This window comes from Pseudomonas fluorescens, from assembly GCF_041354075.1.
GTDB lineage: Bacteria > Pseudomonadota > Gammaproteobacteria > Pseudomonadales > Pseudomonadaceae > Aquipseudomonas > Aquipseudomonas fluorescens_CE.
On sequence record NZ_JARZGC010000004.1, the window covers coordinates 244,229 to 260,729 of the forward strand.

Consider the following 16,501-nt stretch of genomic DNA (forward strand, 5'->3'; position numbering starts at 1 on the left):
ACCTCAAATCAGCTGGCGCTATCGCGCGCCCATATGTTTGTTATTATGCCGCCACATCCTGCTTCTGGCTGCCACTGTGAAACAATTCATCGATTTCATCCCGCTTCTGCTGTTTTTCATCGTGTTCAAGATCGAGCCACGGGTCGTCGACATTGCCGGCCATCCGGTCACTGTAGGCGGTATCTACAGCGCCACCGCGATGTTGATCATCAGCTCCCTGGTGGTCTACGGCACGCTCTTCATCAAGCAGCGCAAGCTGGAGAAGAGCCAGTGGCTGACCCTCATCGCCTGCCTGGTCTTCGGCAGCCTGACCCTGGCGTTCCACAGCGAGACCTTCCTCAAATGGAAAGCTCCGGTGGTCAACTGGCTGTTCGCCCTGGCGTTCATCGGCAGCCACTTTATCGGCGATCAGTTGCTGATCAAGCGCATCATGGGCCACGCACTGACCCTGCCGGACCTGATCTGGACGCGCCTGAACATCGCCTGGATCGCGTTTTTCCTGTTCTGCGGCGCGGCCAACCTGTTTGTCGCGTTCACGTTCCAGGACTACTGGGTCGACTTCAAGGTTTTCGGCAGCCTGGGCATGACGGTGCTGTTCCTGGTCGCCCAGGGCATTTATCTGTCGCGCCATCTGCACGACGCCGAGACCACCACGCCAAAAACCGAGGACTGACATGCTTTACGCAATCATTGCCACAGACGTCGCCAACTCCCTGGAAGCCCGCCTGGCCGCACGGCCTGCACACCTCGAGCGCCTGCAGGCGCTCAAGGGCGAAGGCCGCATCGTGTTGGCCGGTCCGCATCCGGCCGTCGACAGCAACGATCCAGGCGCGGCGGGTTTCACCGGCAGCCTGATCGTCGCGCAATTCGATTCCCTGAGCGCTGCCCAGGCCTGGGCCGATGCCGATCCGTACATCGCCGCCGGCGTCTACGCCAACGTGACGGTCAAGCCGTTCAAGCAAGTCCTGCCGTAATCCTGTCCCCGCGCGATGAACCTTCCCGGTTCATCGCGTTCTCAATCGCTCATTATTCTCGTTTGCCTGCCGACAACCTGCCCAATACTTGATTGGAATTCAGGAGTTGCCATGCGCAAAGGTCCGTTGTGTCTGTTGTTGGTCACGTTGTCGATGGTGGCCCCCGCCCACGGTGAGGAAAGCACCGAGGGCGGCCATTCGACGCCGCTGTCCTTGAGCGCTGGCGCCCAGATCACCGAGTTGCAGCAACGCTTGAAGGCAAGCGAACAGCAACGGGAAGAGTTGAGCAAACAACTGCACAATGCCGATGCCGAACGTGAAAGCGCCCAGCTGGGCCGCTTGCGCCAGGAGAACCAGCGATTGAAGCTGCAACTCAAGGAAGCCCAGGCCGGCAGTCCGCTTCAGCATTTTCTCACCGACCAGCAGCAATGGTTCGTGATCGGTGCGGGAGTTGCGCTATTGGCCCTGCTCTGCGGTATCTTCGCCAGTGGTGCAAGTCGCAAACGTCGACAATGGCTAAATTGAGTGAGTCATGAGCGAGCTGTTATTAATTGATGACGATCAGGAGCTGTGTGAGCTGCTGGTCAGTTGGCTGAGCCAGGAAGGTTTCCTGGTGCGTGCCTGCCACGATGGGCAGAGCGCCCGTCGGGCGCTGGCCGAAACGTCCCCCGCCGCCGTGGTGCTGGACGTGATGCTGCCCGACGGCAGCGGCCTTGAACTGCTCAAGCAATTGCGCAACGACCACCCGGACTTGCCGGTGCTGATGCTCTCGGCGCGCGGCGAACCGCTGGACCGCATTCTCGGCCTGGAACTGGGCGCCGACGATTACCTGGCCAAACCCTGCGACCCCCGGGAACTGACCGCCCGCCTGCGCGCCGTGTTACGCCGCAGCCATCCGGCGCCAGCGTCCAGTCAGCTGGAACTGGGTGACCTGTGTTTCAGCCCGGTGCGCGGCGTGGTCAGCATCAATGAACAGGAATTCACCCTCACCGTCTCCGAGAGCCGCTTGCTCGAAGCCTTGCTCAAGCAGCCCGGCGAGCCGCTGGACAAGCAGGAACTGGCGCAGATCGCCCTCGGCCGCAAGCTGACCCTGTACGACCGCAGCCTGGACATGCACGTCAGCAACCTGCGCAAGAAGATCGGCCCCCACCCCGACGGCCGCCCCCGCATCGTCGCCCTGCGCAGCCGGGGTTATTACTACAGCCTCTGAGTATTGTCAGTCCGTTGCCAAATCGTCTTTACCCAAGCTTTACGCTCCGCTGACCGCCGCTGACCTTGAACTCCGTAATCTGAACTCATCCGGAACGTACCGGGAACGAGACAAGGAGATTCACCATGCGCAAGACTCTTATCGCCCTGATGTTCGCTGCTGCCCTGCCCACCGTTGCCATGGCCATGCCTGAAGGCGCCGGCCCGATGGGTGGCCCGCTGGACGGCCCGCGTCACGGCGGCCAGATGCACGAGATGCGCGGCAAGGGCCCGTACAGTCAACTGGACCTGAGCCGTGAACAACGCGAGCAGATCCGCAAGATCATGGGCGAGCAGATGCACGAGCGTAAGCAGGTCGTCGACAAGTACCTGGAGAAACTCTCGCCAGCGGACCAGAAGGCCATGAAGGACGAGATGGCGGCCAACCACAAGAAAGCCGAATCTGACGTGCGGGCCCTGCTGAAACCGGATCAACAGAAGCAATTCGACGAGATCCAGAAGAAAAAGGCGGAACGCCGTGCCGAATGGGCTGAATTCAAGGCCTGGAAAGCGCAACAACCGCAAAAGGCGCAATAATGCGCTGACCCCGACCCGGCGGCCTGCACCGCCGGGTTTGTTTTCATATCCCCCCTCTGTAGGAGCGAGCATGCTCGCGATGGAAGTCCAGACTCCGCGGGCATTCATGCAGCACGCGTTATCGTTGACGTCCATCGCGAGCATGCTCGCTCCTACAGGGGCCTTTTCAGAGGGCTTTCTGTGCGTTCACTGTTCTGGCGAATCCTGGCCAGCTTCTGGCTGGCCATCGCCCTGGTTGCGGGGTTGTCCATTCTGCTCGGGCACATGCTCAACCAGGATGCGTGGATTCTCAGTCGGCATCCGGGGCTCAATACCCTGGCCGAAGAATGGACGCAAACCTACGAAACGAAGGGTGAAGAGGCGGCGCAGGACATTCTCGAACAGCGCAAACGCCAGTATCACATCGACGTGCAAGTGCTCAATGAAACGGGTGACCCGGTGGTGCGCGGGACCTTTCCGCGCCGGGCCGCCGCCTTCGAGGCACGCCAGAACAACGATGACCGACGCCTGCCGTGGCGGCGCCTGACCGATGAATACACCAGTGCCAAGACCGGCGACACCTACCTGCTGATCTACCGCATCCCCCACCCGGAGCTGGACGCCTGGCACCGTGGAAGCCTGCTGTGGCCAATCAGTGCGCTGGGGATCGCTCTGGTGGTACTCACCCTGTTCAGCCTGCTGGTGACCTTGTCCATCACCCGCCCATTGGGCCGCCTGCGCGGTGCGGTGCATGACCTGGGGCAGACCACTTATCAACAGAACAGCCTGGTGAAACTGGCCAACCGCCGTGATGAATTCGGCGTGCTGGCCAACGACTTCAACCGCATGGGTGCGCGCCTGCAAAGCCTGATCGGCAGCCAGCGACAACTGCTGCGCGACGTCTCCCACGAATTGCGTTCGCCCCTGGCCCGACTGCGCATTGCCCTGGCATTGGCCGAACGGGCCAGCCCCGAGGAACGGGAAAAGCTCTGGCCGCGCCTGACCCGCGAGTGTGACCGACTCGAAGCACTGATCAGCGAAATCCTCGTGCTGGCGCGGGTGGATGCCGACAACGCCAGCGCGGAAGAGGTCGATCTGAATGCGCTGCTCAATACCCTGCAAAAGGACGCACAACTGGGCTCGCCGGAACAGACCGTGGCACTGGACGCCGAGGCGGACCTCAGCCTCAGGGGCTGGCCAACGATGATCGAGCGCGCCGTGGACAACCTGCTGCGCAATGCCCAGCGCTTCAACCCGGTCGGGCAATCGATCGAAATGCAGGCACTGCGTCAGGGCGAGCGGATTGTGGTGCGGGTGCGCGACCATGGCCCCGGCGTGGACGCCGAGCACCTGAACCAGCTGGGCGAGCCGTTTTACCGGGCGCCCGGGCAAACCGCGCCAGGGCACGGCCTGGGTTTGGCCATCGCCCGCCGCGCGGCGGAGCGGCATGGCGGTAGCCTGGTGCTGGCCAATCACCCGGAAGGCGGGTTCATTGCCAGTCTGGAGTTGCCGCTGGTGCCGGGGGCCGTCGTCCAGTCCTGACCACTTGTGGGAGCGGGCTTGCTCGCGAAAGCGGGGTGTCAGTCACCATCGATATTGACTGACCCACCGTATTCGCGAGCAAGCCCGCTCCCACATTTGATCGTTGTATCAGCTCTTGCCCGGCCAGGCGCTGACAAATTTCCCCAGATTTTCTTTCTCCGCCACCCGCGGTTCCTTTTGCGGTGTCCCCAGGTACAGAAAGGCAATCACCTCCTCGCCTTCCGCCAGGCCCAGGCCGTTGGCCACATGGGGCGAATAGGCCAGCTCACCGGTGCGCCAGACGGCGCCGATGCCCTGGGCGTATGCCGCCAGCAAGATCCCGTGGGCCGCACACCCCGCCGCCAGCAGTTGTTCGGACTTCGGATACTTGACGTGATCCTGCAACCGCGCAACGACCACGACCACCAGCGGTGCCCGCAGCGGCCCGTTGCGCGCCTTGTCCAGCGCAGCCTCCGACACTTCGCTGTCCTGCAGTCTGGCCGCCTCGGCCAGCAACTCGCCCATCTGTTCCCGTGCTGCGCCCTCGACGGTGAGGAAGCGCCACGGCTGCAAGTGGCCGTGGTCCGGCGCACGCATGGCCGCGTTGAACAGCACTTCACGCTGTTCGGCGGTTGGTGCCGGATCCAGCAATCGTGGGACGGAAACACGGTTGAGCAACGCGTCGAGAGCCTGCATCGGCCACCTCCTGAAAAAATTGTCCGGCTATTCTAGCGGTAAGCGCCCGGCAGTGCCGGTTTACATGCCCTGCCCCATGGGTAGAATGGCGCCCTCCCCACTTTCAGCCCGAGCGGACTTCATGGCGTTGCCGACCTTACGAACCATTGGTTTCATCATCGGCCTCTTCCTGATCACGCTGGCGATCGCCATGGTCGTGCCCATGGCCACCCTGGTGATTTTCGAACGCACCGGCGACATGCCGTCGTTCCTCTGGTCCAGCATGATCACCTTCCTGGCGGGCCTGGCCCTGGTCATTCCCGGTCGTCCAGAGCACGTGCACCTGCGCCCTCGGGACATGTACCTGCTGACAGTCAGCAGTTGGCTGGTGGTGTGCATCTTTGCCGCGTTGCCGTTCCTGCTGACCCAGCACATCAGCTACACCGACTCGTTCTTCGAAAGCATGTCGGGGATCACGGCCACCGGCTCGACAGTGCTCAACCACCTGGACGACATGTCACCCGGCATCCTGATGTGGCGGTCGCTGCTGCACTGGATCGGCGGCATCGGCTTCATCGGCATGGCAGTCGCCATTCTGCCGTTGCTGCGCATCGGTGGCATGCGCCTGTTCCAGACCGAGTCCTCGGACCGTTCGGAAAAAGTCATGCCCCGCTCGCACATGGTGGCGCGGTTGATCGTGGCGGCCTATGTCGGCATCACCATTTTCGGCAGCCTGGCATTCTGGTGGGCGGGCATGAGCCCGTTCGATGCGATCAACCATGCGATGTCGGCCATTTCCACCGGGGGGTTCTCCACCTCGGACCTGTCCCTGGCCAAGTGGACCCAACCGGCGGTGCACTGGGTGGCCATCGTCATCATGATTCTCGGCAGCCTCCCGTTCACCCTGTACGTGGCCACCCTGCGCGGCAATCGCAAGGCGCTGATCAAGGATCAGCAGGTCCAGGGTCTGCTCGGAATGTTGCTGGTCACTTGGCTGGTGCTCGGTACCTGGTACTGGTGGACCACCCAACTGCACTGGCTGGAGGCGTTGCGGCATGTGGCGCTGAACGTGACCTCGGTGGTCACCACCACCGGTTTTGCGCTGGGGGACTACAGCCTCTGGGGCAATTTCTCGTTGATGCTGTTCTTTTACCTGGGATTTGTCGGCGGCTGCTCGGGCTCAACGGCGGGCGGGATCAAGATTTTCCGCTTCCAGGTCGCCTACATCCTGCTCAAGGCCAACCTTAACCAGTTGATTCACCCGCGCGCGGTGATCAAGCAGAAGTACAACGGTCACCGTCTCGACGAAGAAATCGTGCGCTCGATCCTGACGTTCTCGTTCTTCTTCGCCATCACCATCTGCGTGATTGCCCTGCTGCTGTCGCTGCTGGGCGTCGACTGGATGACCGCCCTGACCGGCGCGGCAAGCACCGTGTCCGGCGTCGGCCCGGGCCTGGGCGAAACCATCGGCCCGGCGGGCAACTTCGCCAGTCTGCCGGATGCAGCCAAGTGGATACTCTCGTTCGGCATGCTGCTCGGCCGACTGGAGATCATTACGGTGTTTGTTCTGTGTATTCCGGCGTTCTGGCGTCACTGACGCGGTTCGGCGCTTCCATCAGCCGCACGCGGTACTCGCCGGGCGTCGCATCGAACCAGCGGCGGAACGCGCGGAAGAAATTGCTCGGGTCGGCAAAACCCAACAGGTAGGCGATTTCCAGCAAGGTCATGGTCGGCTGCGCGAGGTACTGCTCGGCCAGTTCACGCCGGGTGTCGTCGAGCAATATCTGAAAACTGGTGCCCTCTTCCTGCAGCCTTCGCTGCAAGGTGCGTTGTGACAGGTGCAGCGTCTGCGCCACGGCGTCGCGTTTGGGCTCGCCCTGGGGCAGCAGGCGGCACAGCACCTGGCGGGCCTTGTGGGTCACGCGGCTCTCGGAAAACCTCGCCAGGTATTCCCCGGCAAAACGATCATGCAGCAGCGCCATGGCCTCGTTGGCGGTGGGCAGCGGCGCTTCCATGTCAGCACGTTCGAAGATCAGCGCGTCATACGGCGCGTTGAACATCAACGGCGCGTGGAACGCCTGTTTGTAGGGGGCGAGATCGGCGGGCTCCTCGCCCTGCACCAGCACCTTGCGCGGGTGCAGGGTCCGCCCGCTCAACCAGCCGCAGAGGGCCAGCGCACAGGCCAGCGATGCCTCGGCACTCTGCCGGGTCGGTGGCAGGTGGTCACCGTGGACCGTCAGAATCAGCGCATAGCCCTCATCCAGCAGACGGAAACTGAGGTCGGCGCTTTCAGCGATGATGCGTTGATAGCGCACCAGCCGCTTGAAGCCCTCGGCCAGGGTCTGGCTGGACATCAGGGCGTAGCCGGCCACGTGGAAGGAGGCCGGTCGCACCACCTTGCCCATGTTCAGGCCGATGGCGGGGTTGCCGGACAGCTCGACGGCGCGCTGCCACAGTCGGGTCATGGAGTCTTGCGGGAAACGCGCATCCGGGTCATCCAGCAACGCGTAGTCGAGCCCCAGCTGCTTGAACAGAACCCGGCAATCCAGGCCGTCCATTTCCAGTGCCTTGACAATCCCCATCGCCCAGCTTGAAGAAGTCGTTCGTTCACTCATGGCGTTTACTCACATGGTGAGCCGCATGCCACGGCCAATTTGCGAAGGATACTAAAGTGGCGCCTATTGTCACTGGCTGATGCCAATGATCACTCTAGACTCAAATAAGCTACCCGCAGAACAACTTGCAGTCATAACAATAACCACAGAGATCGCAGTCGTGGAAAACATCAGGCGTTTCAACAGCTTCGCTGAGTTTTACCCCTATTACCTCAGTGAACACAGCAACAGTACCTGCCGACGGTTGCACTTTATCGGCACCACGCTGGTTCTTCTGATCGTGGCCCTGAGCGTGGGCAACGGTGCCTGGGCATGGCTGCTGGCCTTGCCGCTGGCCGGCTACAGCTTCGCCTGGGTCGGGCATTTCTTCTTCGAGAAGAATCGGCCGGCGACCTTCCAGCATCCGTTCTACAGCCTGCTTGGCGATTTCGTCATGTACCGCGACATGCTGCTGGGCCGCGTGCCGTTCTAGGCCCATGGTCCCATAACGATAAAATCAAATCCTGAGGATCGCCGATGAATGCCAGTGCCCGTTTCACCCACATGCAGGACGGTACGCAGGAAGACTGGGCGATCATCGCCGCAGACTTCAGTGCCTACGCCAGACAATTGCCGACACGGATTGTGGCGCACCTGAAGTTGCTGGAGGGTGATTTCGGCGGGTTCCCGGTGGATCGCCTGACCCACTCGCTGCAAACCGCCACTCGTGCCTGGCGCGATGGCCGCGATGAGGAATACGTGGTCTGCGCCCTGCTCCACGACATCGGCGACACCCTGGGCTCCTACAACCATCCGGACATCGCGGCGGCGATCCTCAAGCCCTTCGTCAGTGCCGACAACCTGTGGATGGTGGAAAAGCACGGGATTTTCCAGGGTTACTACTTCTTCCATCACCTGGGCATGGATCGGCATCTGCGCGAGCAGTTCAGCGATCATCCGCAGTATCAGGCGACCATCGATTTTTGCGCCCGCTATGACGCCGCCGCGTTCGACCCGGCGTATGACACGCTGCCGCTGAGTTTCTTCGAGCCAATGATGGCGCGGGTGTTCGCGCAGCCGAAGAATTCGATCTACAAGGCGGCGATGGCGGAGCCTGCGCCGGCCTGAAGGTCCCTCGGTGTCCGGGCGGGCCTCTTCGCGGGCAAGCCCGCTCCCACAGGGTATTCAGTGTTCACGCAACGTGTGCCACAACAAAACATCCCAATTCAGCCGGCGAAAAAGTCAAGCCGGTTCGGCAACCTTCAGTGCCTTCAACTCCGCCTCCCGCGCCTGGGCATCCGCCAGCCGGTACAACTCGATCGTACCGTCCCAATGCTCGATCAGCGCCGTACAGGACTCCACCCAGTCGCCACAATTGAGGTAGTCCACCTCGCCGACCTTGCGAATCTCGGCGTGGTGAATGTGCCCGCACACCACCCCGTGCAACTCGCGCTTGACGCATTCGTGGGCGATGGCTTCCTCGAAATCGCTGATGAAATTGACCGCGCTTTTGACCTTGTGCTTGAGGTACGCCGACAGCGACCAGTAGCCGTAGCCGTAACGGGCGCGCCAGTGATTGAGCCAGCGGTTGAGGGTCAGGGTGAATTCGTAGGCCGAGTCGCCGAGGAACGCCAGCCAGCGGTGGTAGCGGGTGATCACATCGAATTGATCGCCGTGAATCACCAGCAGATGGCGGCCATCGGCGGTCACGTGCACGGCTTCGTCCACCAGTTGAATGTTGCCCAGGATCAGCTTCGAATAACGGCGCAGGAATTCGTCGTGGTTGCCGGTGACATAGATCACCTCGGTGCCGCGCTTGCTCATGGTCAGCAGGCGCCGGATCACGTTGGTGTGCGCCTGGGGCCAGTACATGCCGCCGCGCAGTTTCCAGCCGTCGATGATGTCGCCGACCAGGTAGATCCGGTCCGCGTGATAGCCCTTGAGAAACTGTGACAGGTGTTCGGCCTGGCAATCCCGGGTGCCCAGGTGCACATCGGAAATCCACAAGGTTCGCACACGTTGCTTGCGACTGGGTTTGGCGAGCTCGGCGCTGGTCATGGGCAACCCTCTGCGATTGTTTTTGCAAGCTTGCGCCGCTCGGGTTAATCGCCCATGACAAGCGCAAGTCAGTCCTGTGACAGCACGCCGGCGCATCTGGGGTGTAGACTGTCGGCCTAGTTCGGGAGACCCGCGATGAGACCGATCCTCACGCTGCGCCACTACACACATGACCTGATCGTCCACAGCCACGACCACGCGCAACTGGTGTTCGGGCTGTCGGGCGCGCTGGATTTCGAAGTCGACGGGCGTGGCAGCCAGGTGGTGCAGCAGAGTTTCGTGGTCGTACCCTCCAGTTTCCACCATGCCTGCGGCAGTCCCAACGGCAGCCGCTGCCTGGTGCTGGATGTGCCGAGTGATGCCTGGATCAGGCAATCCCTTGGCGATCATGCCGACGCCAGCCGTCGACTGCTTGACCACCCCGGGCGGTTGCCACTCGATCCTGCACAAGACAGGCTGGTCAACTGGCTGGCGAACAGCCCGGTCGACGACCCGGTCATTGCGCAACAGGGCGCGGTGCTGTTGCTGGCCAGCCTCAACCGGAGCGAACCCGAGGTGACAGCGGGTAGACGCCTGCCCTACGCCGAGTTGAACGCGCACATCGACCTGCACGCCGCCCATCCGCTGCAGGTGGCTGACCTCGCACGGATCACCGGCCTGTCCAGCGCCCGGTTGCATGCGCGATTCGTTGCCGAATGCGGGCAGACGCCCATGGACTACATCCGCAGCCGTCGCCTGCACATGGCCGTTCGCCTGCTGCGCACCTCGGCGTTGCCCATCGGTGAAATCGCCATCCAGGTGGGTTACGGCTCCCAAAGCGCGTTTTCAGCCGCGGTATTGCGTGAATTCGGCACGACGCCGGGGAAACTTCGACGCGAGGCTGGCGACAAAAGTCGCTAGTTTGCCGACAGACCAGGCGGGGGCGATGGGTTCTAATGGAGCCACTGACGCTGTCAGCCCGACTCCCCTGCTCTTCAAGGACTGCAATGACTCCCCGTACCGCCCTCGGCGCCCTGCATATCGGCGCCCTGATGTTTGGCCTGACTGGCGTTTTCGGCAAGCTCGCCGCTGCGTCGCCGGCCGTCATCGTCTTTGGCCGTGCCGCCTTCGCCGTGCTCGCGCTGTTTGTCTTTGCGCGTTTTGCCAGCCAGACACGCTGGCAACAACTGCGCGCCGTGGACGTGCGGCGCCTGCTGCTCGGCGGCGTGCTGCTGGCCGGGCACTGGGTGAGTTTTTTCATTGCGGTCAAAGTCGCCGGTGTCGCCATCGCCACCCTGGGTTTCGCCAGTTTCCCCGCGTTCACGGTGATCCTGGAAGGGCTGATTTTCCGCGAGCGCATCCGCGCCAACGAGATCGTCCTGGTGGTGCTGGTGAGCATCGGGCTGGTGCTGGTCACGCCGGAGTTCGACCTGGGCAGTGGTGCCACCACCGGCCTGCTGTGGGCGGTGGGTTCGGGCCTGCTGTTTTCGCTGCTGTCGCTGACCAACCGCGCCGGTTCCGCCAGCGTTCCACCGGTCCAGGCAGCGCTGTGCCAGAACGTGGTGGTCGCCCTTTGCCTGCTGCCGGTGGCGGCCCCTCAGTTGAGCGACGTCCGCGCCCTCGACTGGCTATGGATCAGTTTGCTCGGGGTGTTCTGCACCGGCCTCGCCCATAGCCTGTTCGTGGCCAGCCTCGCGGTGATCAAGGCCCGCACCGCCGCCGTGGTGTTTGCCATGGAGCCGGTGTACGGCATCACCGTGGCCTGGCTGCTGTTCAACGAAAATCCGACACTGCGCATGCTGATCGGCGGTGCCTTGATCATCGTCGCGATCGTGGTGTCCAGCCGGCTGTCAGGCGGCGCGAGCAGCAAAGCCGTGGCGGCCGAAGCCTCCTCTCACTGAGTGCGGTCGTTGTGCCCGAGGTCGCGTTCCGGGTCGATCTGATCCCGGACGCGTTGCTTGAGCACCTTGGCTTCCGGAAAACCGCCGTCGGCCTTGCGCTCCCAGATCTGCACGTCGTTGCAGGTGATGTGAAACACCCCGCCCGTGCCCGGCACCAGCGACACCCTGCCCAGGTCATCGCCAAAGGTGCTGAGCAGTTCCTGCGCCAACCAGGCGGCGCGCAACAGCCATTGGCATTGGGTGCAGTAGGTGATGACGATTTCCGGTTTTTGCGTGTTCATGACGGGGCAGATTCCTGAGCCAGCGGGCGCCGCCATGATAGAGGCTCAGCGAATGCCGGCCAACAGCGTGCGCGCGGTTTGCCTGAGCGGTTCGTCAGCCTCCCTGAGCAACTCGTTGAGCAGCTCGACGGCACTGTCCAGATCGCCGTCATCGATGCAGGTCTGGGCCTGCTCGAGTTTTTCGGCGTTGCTCGCCGCTGCCGGATCGAGTTCCAGCGGGTCGAGTTCAAGCGGCTCAAGTTCGAGCGACGAGCCTTCATCACTGAAGCCATCGAGAAAGTCGTCATCCAGCGTCTGAACATCGGGGTCGGCGATCCATTCCAGTTCGGGCTCGGGCTCGTCCAGCGATGGCTCTTGTGGCAGGTCGAAAGGCAGCACCTGCAGATTCGAACCCAGTTCGGAAGTGGGTGGTTTTTCCTGTGGGGCATCGCTCTCGAACGGGCTGACCAGATCCCAGCTCGAATCCATCGACAGTTCATCCAGATTCAACTGGAAATCGTCGCTGGCCGGTTGTGCGTCTGCTGGCGTCGCAATCGGCACGGCTGCCGCCGCCAGCGGCGCCGCCGAGCGGCTCAATTTGGGAAAACGCGCGCGCATGTCCTCGAGCTGCTGTGCATCGACGCCCGTCTCGCGCAAGCCGGCCTCCTGGGCATCGTAAGCGGACTCGTCGCCCTGTTTGCCCAGCACGTCCAGCAACTGCAAGGCAAGGTCGGTCCGTTGCGGCTCCTTGGCCAGGGCATCGCGCAACAAGCCTGCCGCCTCGGAAAACCGTCCGTAGGTCAGGTACAGGCTCACGCCTTCCAGAACATCGCCGGTTGGCGCCTCGTCATGATGATCCGGAACGGGTTTGAACAAACCGGGCTGTTGCAGCGGCTCATAATCCGCTTCAGCCACTTCGCCCTCAAGTGACGGGGAGACAGGCGCCTCGTCGGGCAATGCCTGGGCCGATTCGCGCTGACGACGCACGAACCACACCAGCAGCAACAGGCCAAGCAACACCAGCAAACCCGCCATCAGCAGCCAATTGATGCCCTCGGACTCCTGAACCGCGACCGGCGCTGGCGCCACCGCTTCCGGCACGGCGGCCGGCGTCGGCGCCGGTTTGACTTCCGCCAACCGCGTCTGCAGTTCCGTGATCTGTTTTTTCTGCTCGGCGATCTGTTGCTCCTGGCCTTGCAGTTTCGCGCTCAGTTCATCGACGTTTTGTTGCAGTTGCTGGTTTTGCAGGACGCTGGCGGCCAATTGCTCAGCCGCTGGGTCGATAACGGGGGCGGCGGGGGTCGGGGTCGGGGTCTCGGTCGGGGCAGGCCTTTTCGCGGCGGGCCGCGCAGGGGTGGCCGGGGTGACGCTCGGAAATGGCGAGTTAGTGGAAGCGGCGGCCGGCTCATCGGCCACCGGCACGATGCCGGGCGCCCCAGGTGGATCGATCAACACCGTGTACTCGCGCAGCACACGTCCGTTGGGCTGATTGAGCTGCACGACAAAATCCAGGAAGGGCTCGTTGACCGCCTTGCTGGAACTCACCCGCACCAGGCTGCGGTTACCGCGCAGGATCGGGGTGAACTTCAGGTCATTGAGAAAGAACACCCGCTCGACCCCGGCGCGGTTGAATTCATCGGCCGTTGCCAGGCTGACGGACAGGTCGCCCTCCTCCAGGCCCGCCGCATCCTCCAGGGCGATATCGGCCCGAAAAGGCTGATTCAGCGCCGAATGCACGGTGATCTCCCCCAGCCCCAGCGCGGAGGCCCATGACGAGTAAGCCACCACCCCAACGGCCAGCAGCAACCTGGCGCACCCTCGCTGTACTACGTGCCAACTCTCGAGCATGAGCATCCCTTAGATAAGCAGAACCAACTGCGCGTGATCGCATATCCGGTACGAACACGATATTGCCTGGTAGTTCTTTATAGTCTGCTCGGCGGGGTATCTCAAAAAGATCCCCCCCGGTTGTGCCTCAGGATTTTTCCAGGTTGGCCAGGATGTGCCCGTGAACGCGCATGCACACCTTCATGTCGGCTTCATCGATTCCCTGAAACAGCTCGTGTCGCAACTGGGTGGCGATGGTTTCGATCTGTTCGATCAGGGGCCGGGCCGGGGCACAGAGGACAATTTTTTTTGCGCGACGGTCTTCGACCACGGATTGGCGTTGAACAAGCCCCTGGCTTTCCAGGCTGTCGAGCAGCCGCGCCAGGGTCGGCCCTTCGACGCCGACGCTTTGCGCCAGCTCCCGTTGGGTGGGCGCGGCGTCGAAACGGGCCAGGTGCAGCAGCACCAGCCAGCGCGCCTGGGACAGACCCAGGCCGGCCAGACGGCGGTCCAGCTCGGCCCGCCAGCCACGGGACATCTGGGCCAACTGCATGCCAAAGCGGTGTTGATCGGTTAACGGCATAAAACACTCATGGTTAAACTGAAATAGAGAAAACTAATTATTAGTCAGCTAAGCATGGCCTTTGGTTTGAGGCAAGGTTTGCTCTGTACTGAATCGTTACATCAGCAAACCCTGATCAGGATTTGCGCATCAGATCTCGAATTCCGATTGCAGCGCCGCCCTGACGCAATACAACACGCCCTCAGGCACCCGCCCGGCGAACAGCGCAGCGACCTCTGCCACCGCTGGCAGTTCGCCCTCGCCGTCGAGGAACGCATCCTGCACTTCCCCCATCAGGTCCTCGGGAAGGTCCAGGGCTTGCTCCAGTGACAACTGCTGCTTGCCAATGGCTTCGGCCAGCATCGTGTAGACGTTTTTTTCCGAGCATTGCAACTGGCCGGCGATCTGCAACGGCGTCATGCCGGCCCGGGCGAGCGTGATCAACTCGTGGCGCACATCGGCCACCACTTTGGGCGCCTCGACCTGACCCCCGAGCACTTCGAGAAAGGCTTCGCCGTAACGCTCCAGCTTGCGCGCGCCGACGCCACTGACCCGAGCCATTTCCGCCAGCGAGGTCGGCTGGCTGCGCAGCATCTCCAGCAGGGTCGAATCGGGAAAGATGACGTAGGGCGGCACACCGTGCTCTTCGGCGAGCTTGCGGCGCAGGGCGCGCAAGGCTTCCCATTGCTCGCGCTCTTCGCCGCGCACCAGTTGGCTCGCCTGGCTCTTGCTGCTTTTGGCCGTGGTCTGCGGCTTGAGGTCGCGGCGCAGTTCCAGGGTGACTTCCCCCTTGAGCAGCGGCCGGCAGCTGTCGCTCAGGCGCAGGCCGCCATACCCCTCCAGGTCGATGTCGGCCAGCCCACGCGCCACCAACTGGCGGAACAGCGAACGCCACTCGCTTTCGCCCAGCGCCTTGCCGACGCCGTACACCGACAAATGCTGATGACCGAAACTGCGGATCTTTTCGTTGTCCTTGCCCAGCAACACGTCCACCAGATGGCCGACACCGTAGCGCTGACCGGTGCGGTAGATGGCCGACAGCGCCTGACGCGCCGGTTCGGTGGCGTCCCAGGTCTGCACGCCATCGACGCAGTTGTCGCAGTGGCCGCACGGCTGGGGCATGTCTTCGTCGAAGTAGGCCAGCAACGTCTGCCGGCGGCAGCGGGTTTCCTCGCACAGCGAGAGCATCGCGTCGAGCTTGTGCTGCTCCAGACGCTTGTGGCGCTCGTCGCCTTCGGAGTTCTGCAGCATCTGCTTGAGCATCACCACGTCTTGCAGGCCGTAGGCCATCCAGGCGTCCGCCGGCAAACCGTCACGACCGCCGCGCCCGGTTTCCTGGTAGTAGGCTTCAAGGGATTTGGGCAGGTCCAGGTGCGCGACGAAACGCACGTTGGGCTTGTCGATGCCCATGCCGAACGCCACCGTGGCCACCATGATCAGGCCTTCCTCGTTGAGGAAACGTCGCTGGTGCTCGGCCCGGGTTTCGTTGGCCAGGCCCGCGTGATACGGCAACGCCGGAAAGCCTTGCTCGCTGAGGAACACGGCCACTTCGTCGACTTTCTTGCGCGACAGACAGTAGACAATGCCGGCGTCACTGCGGCGCTCGGCGAGGAACGCCAGCAACTGTTTGCGCGGCTGCTCCTTCGGCACGATGCGATAGAAAATGTTCGGCCGGTCGAAGCTGGAGAGAAAACGCTCGGCATTCTGCAGGTGCAGGCGCTCGACGATTTCCTCGCGGGTGCGCTTGTCGGCCGTGGCGGTGAGGGCAATCCTCGGGACATGGGGAAACAACTCCGCCAGTTGCCCCAATTGCAGGTATTCGCGGCGGAAATCATGGCCCCATTGCGACACGCAGTGGGCTTCGTCGATGGCAAACAGGGCGATTTCCAGGCTTTGCAGAAAGGCCAGCATGCGCGGCTGGACCAGGCGCTCGGGGGCGAGGTAGAGCATCTTCACCTCACCCCGCTTGATCCGCGCCGCGAGGTCGCGTTGCTGCTCGGCGCTCAAGGTGGAATTCAGCGAGGCGGCGGCCACACCCAGTTCTTCCAGGGTCGCGACCTGATCGTCCATCAGCGCGATCAGTGGCGACACCACCACGGCCAGGCCTTCGCGCAACAACGCCGGGACCTGGAAGCACAGGGACTTGCCGCCACCGGTAGGCATCAGCACCAGGGCGTCGCCGCCGCTGGCTACGCGCTCAATGATTGCACCCTGACGGCCACGGAAACTGTCGTAGCCGAAGATGTCCTTGAGGACGCGTTGAGCCTGTTCGAGCATAAAAACTCCAAAAATCATCAAAACATCCCTGCAAGGCTGGTACACAACCCGCCATGCTGCACAGACAAATGGTAAGTGCACATTGCGTGAGGTTTCACATTCCAGCCGG

The 16,501-nt window shown here is 62.7% G+C and carries 18 protein-coding genes; 11 read left to right on the plus strand and 7 right to left on the minus strand.

What is annotated here, in order from left to right:
• The first annotated feature begins 76 nt into the window (after positions 1–76).
• The 6 genes from QIW53_RS07195 to QIW53_RS07220 all read left to right on the plus strand — a co-directional run bounded on the left by QIW53_RS07195 (position 77) and on the right by QIW53_RS07220 (position 4,280).
• On the plus strand, positions 77–673 hold the full coding sequence (locus QIW53_RS07195; RefSeq protein ID WP_371048940.1) for a septation protein A: 597 nt from the start codon (positions 77–79) through the stop codon (positions 671–673).
• Position 674: 1 nt separating this feature from the next.
• Entirely contained in the window at positions 675–974 is a 300-nt protein-coding gene (locus QIW53_RS07200; RefSeq protein ID WP_371048941.1) for a YciI family protein, read from the plus strand.
• Between the two features lie 111 nt (positions 975–1,085).
• Complete coding sequence (locus QIW53_RS07205) at positions 1,086–1,499, plus strand: translation initiation factor 2 (protein ID WP_371048942.1); 414 nt, start codon at positions 1,086–1,088, stop codon at positions 1,497–1,499.
• 7 nt (positions 1,500–1,506) lie between these two features.
• Entirely contained in the window at positions 1,507–2,184 is a 678-nt protein-coding gene (locus tag QIW53_RS07210; RefSeq protein WP_371048943.1) for a response regulator transcription factor, read from the plus strand.
• 125 nt (positions 2,185–2,309) lie between these two features.
• On the plus strand, positions 2,310–2,759 hold the full coding sequence (locus QIW53_RS07215; protein WP_371048944.1) for a Spy/CpxP family protein refolding chaperone: 450 nt from the start codon (positions 2,310–2,312) through the stop codon (positions 2,757–2,759).
• 180 nt (positions 2,760–2,939) lie between these two features.
• A complete protein-coding gene (locus QIW53_RS07220) occupies positions 2,940–4,280 on the plus strand; it encodes a sensor histidine kinase (protein WP_371048945.1) in 1,341 nt (446 codons plus the stop codon).
• Between the two features lie 108 nt (positions 4,281–4,388).
• On the opposite strand, the gene QIW53_RS07225 is transcribed toward QIW53_RS07220, so the two are convergent.
• Positions 4,389–4,955 carry an NAD(P)H nitroreductase gene (locus tag QIW53_RS07225; protein ID WP_371048946.1) on the minus strand — a complete coding sequence of 189 codons (567 nt, stop codon included), beginning with the start codon at positions 4,953–4,955 and terminating at the stop codon, positions 4,389–4,391.
• 121 nt (positions 4,956–5,076) lie between these two features.
• On the opposite strand from QIW53_RS07225, the gene QIW53_RS07230 reads away from it, so the two are divergent.
• On the plus strand, positions 5,077–6,531 hold the full coding sequence (locus QIW53_RS07230; protein ID WP_371048947.1) for a TrkH family potassium uptake protein: 1,455 nt from the start codon (positions 5,077–5,079) through the stop codon (positions 6,529–6,531).
• Here QIW53_RS07230 and QIW53_RS07235 read toward each other — a convergent pair.
• Entirely contained in the window at positions 6,488–7,549 is a 1,062-nt protein-coding gene (locus QIW53_RS07235) for an AraC family transcriptional regulator (protein WP_371048948.1), read from the minus strand. The genes QIW53_RS07230 and QIW53_RS07235 overlap by 44 nt on opposite strands.
• A 160-nt stretch (positions 7,550–7,709) precedes the next feature.
• Between QIW53_RS07235 and QIW53_RS07240 the strand changes: the two genes are divergently transcribed.
• Both QIW53_RS07240 and QIW53_RS07245 read left to right on the plus strand, forming a co-directional pair.
• Positions 7,710–8,021 (plus strand): Mpo1-like protein, encoded by a 312-nt coding sequence (locus QIW53_RS07240; protein WP_371048949.1) that lies wholly within the window; start codon positions 7,710–7,712, stop codon positions 8,019–8,021.
• Positions 8,022–8,065: 44 nt separating this feature from the next.
• Complete coding sequence (locus QIW53_RS07245; RefSeq protein ID WP_371048950.1) at positions 8,066–8,656, plus strand: HD domain-containing protein; 591 nt, start codon at positions 8,066–8,068, stop codon at positions 8,654–8,656.
• Positions 8,657–8,770: 114 nt separating this feature from the next.
• Here QIW53_RS07245 and QIW53_RS07250 read toward each other — a convergent pair whose 3' ends face one another.
• Complete coding sequence (locus QIW53_RS07250) at positions 8,771–9,586, minus strand: UDP-2,3-diacylglucosamine diphosphatase (protein WP_371048951.1); 816 nt, start codon at positions 9,584–9,586, stop codon at positions 8,771–8,773.
• Between the two features lie 135 nt (positions 9,587–9,721).
• Here QIW53_RS07250 and QIW53_RS07255 point away from each other — a divergent pair, with 135 nt between their 5' ends.
• Both QIW53_RS07255 and QIW53_RS07260 read left to right on the plus strand, forming a co-directional pair.
• Positions 9,722–10,486 (plus strand): helix-turn-helix transcriptional regulator, encoded by a 765-nt coding sequence (locus QIW53_RS07255; protein WP_371048952.1) that lies wholly within the window; start codon positions 9,722–9,724, stop codon positions 10,484–10,486.
• 86 nt (positions 10,487–10,572) lie between these two features.
• The gene (locus tag QIW53_RS07260; RefSeq protein WP_371048953.1) at positions 10,573–11,466 is read left to right on the plus strand and encodes a DMT family transporter; all 894 of its coding nucleotides are present in this window, start codon (positions 10,573–10,575) and stop codon (positions 11,464–11,466) included.
• Here the strand turns inward: QIW53_RS07260 and QIW53_RS07265 are convergent.
• From QIW53_RS07265 to recQ, 4 genes are all read right to left on the minus strand, one after another.
• Entirely contained in the window at positions 11,460–11,747 is a 288-nt protein-coding gene (locus QIW53_RS07265) for a SelT/SelW/SelH family protein (RefSeq protein WP_371048954.1), read from the minus strand. The genes QIW53_RS07260 and QIW53_RS07265 overlap by 7 nt on opposite strands.
• A 45-nt stretch (positions 11,748–11,792) precedes the next feature.
• Positions 11,793–13,574, minus strand: a complete 1,782-nt coding sequence (locus QIW53_RS07270; RefSeq protein WP_371048955.1) for a FimV/HubP family polar landmark protein — start codon at positions 13,572–13,574, stop codon at positions 11,793–11,795.
• 127 nt (positions 13,575–13,701) lie between these two features.
• Complete coding sequence (locus QIW53_RS07275; protein ID WP_371048956.1) at positions 13,702–14,136, minus strand: MarR family transcriptional regulator; 435 nt, start codon at positions 14,134–14,136, stop codon at positions 13,702–13,704.
• Between the two features lie 129 nt (positions 14,137–14,265).
• Positions 14,266–16,392 (minus strand): DNA helicase RecQ, encoded by a 2,127-nt coding sequence (gene recQ / locus QIW53_RS07280; protein ID WP_371048957.1) that lies wholly within the window; start codon positions 16,390–16,392, stop codon positions 14,266–14,268.
• Positions 16,393–16,501: the final 109 nt, after the last annotated feature.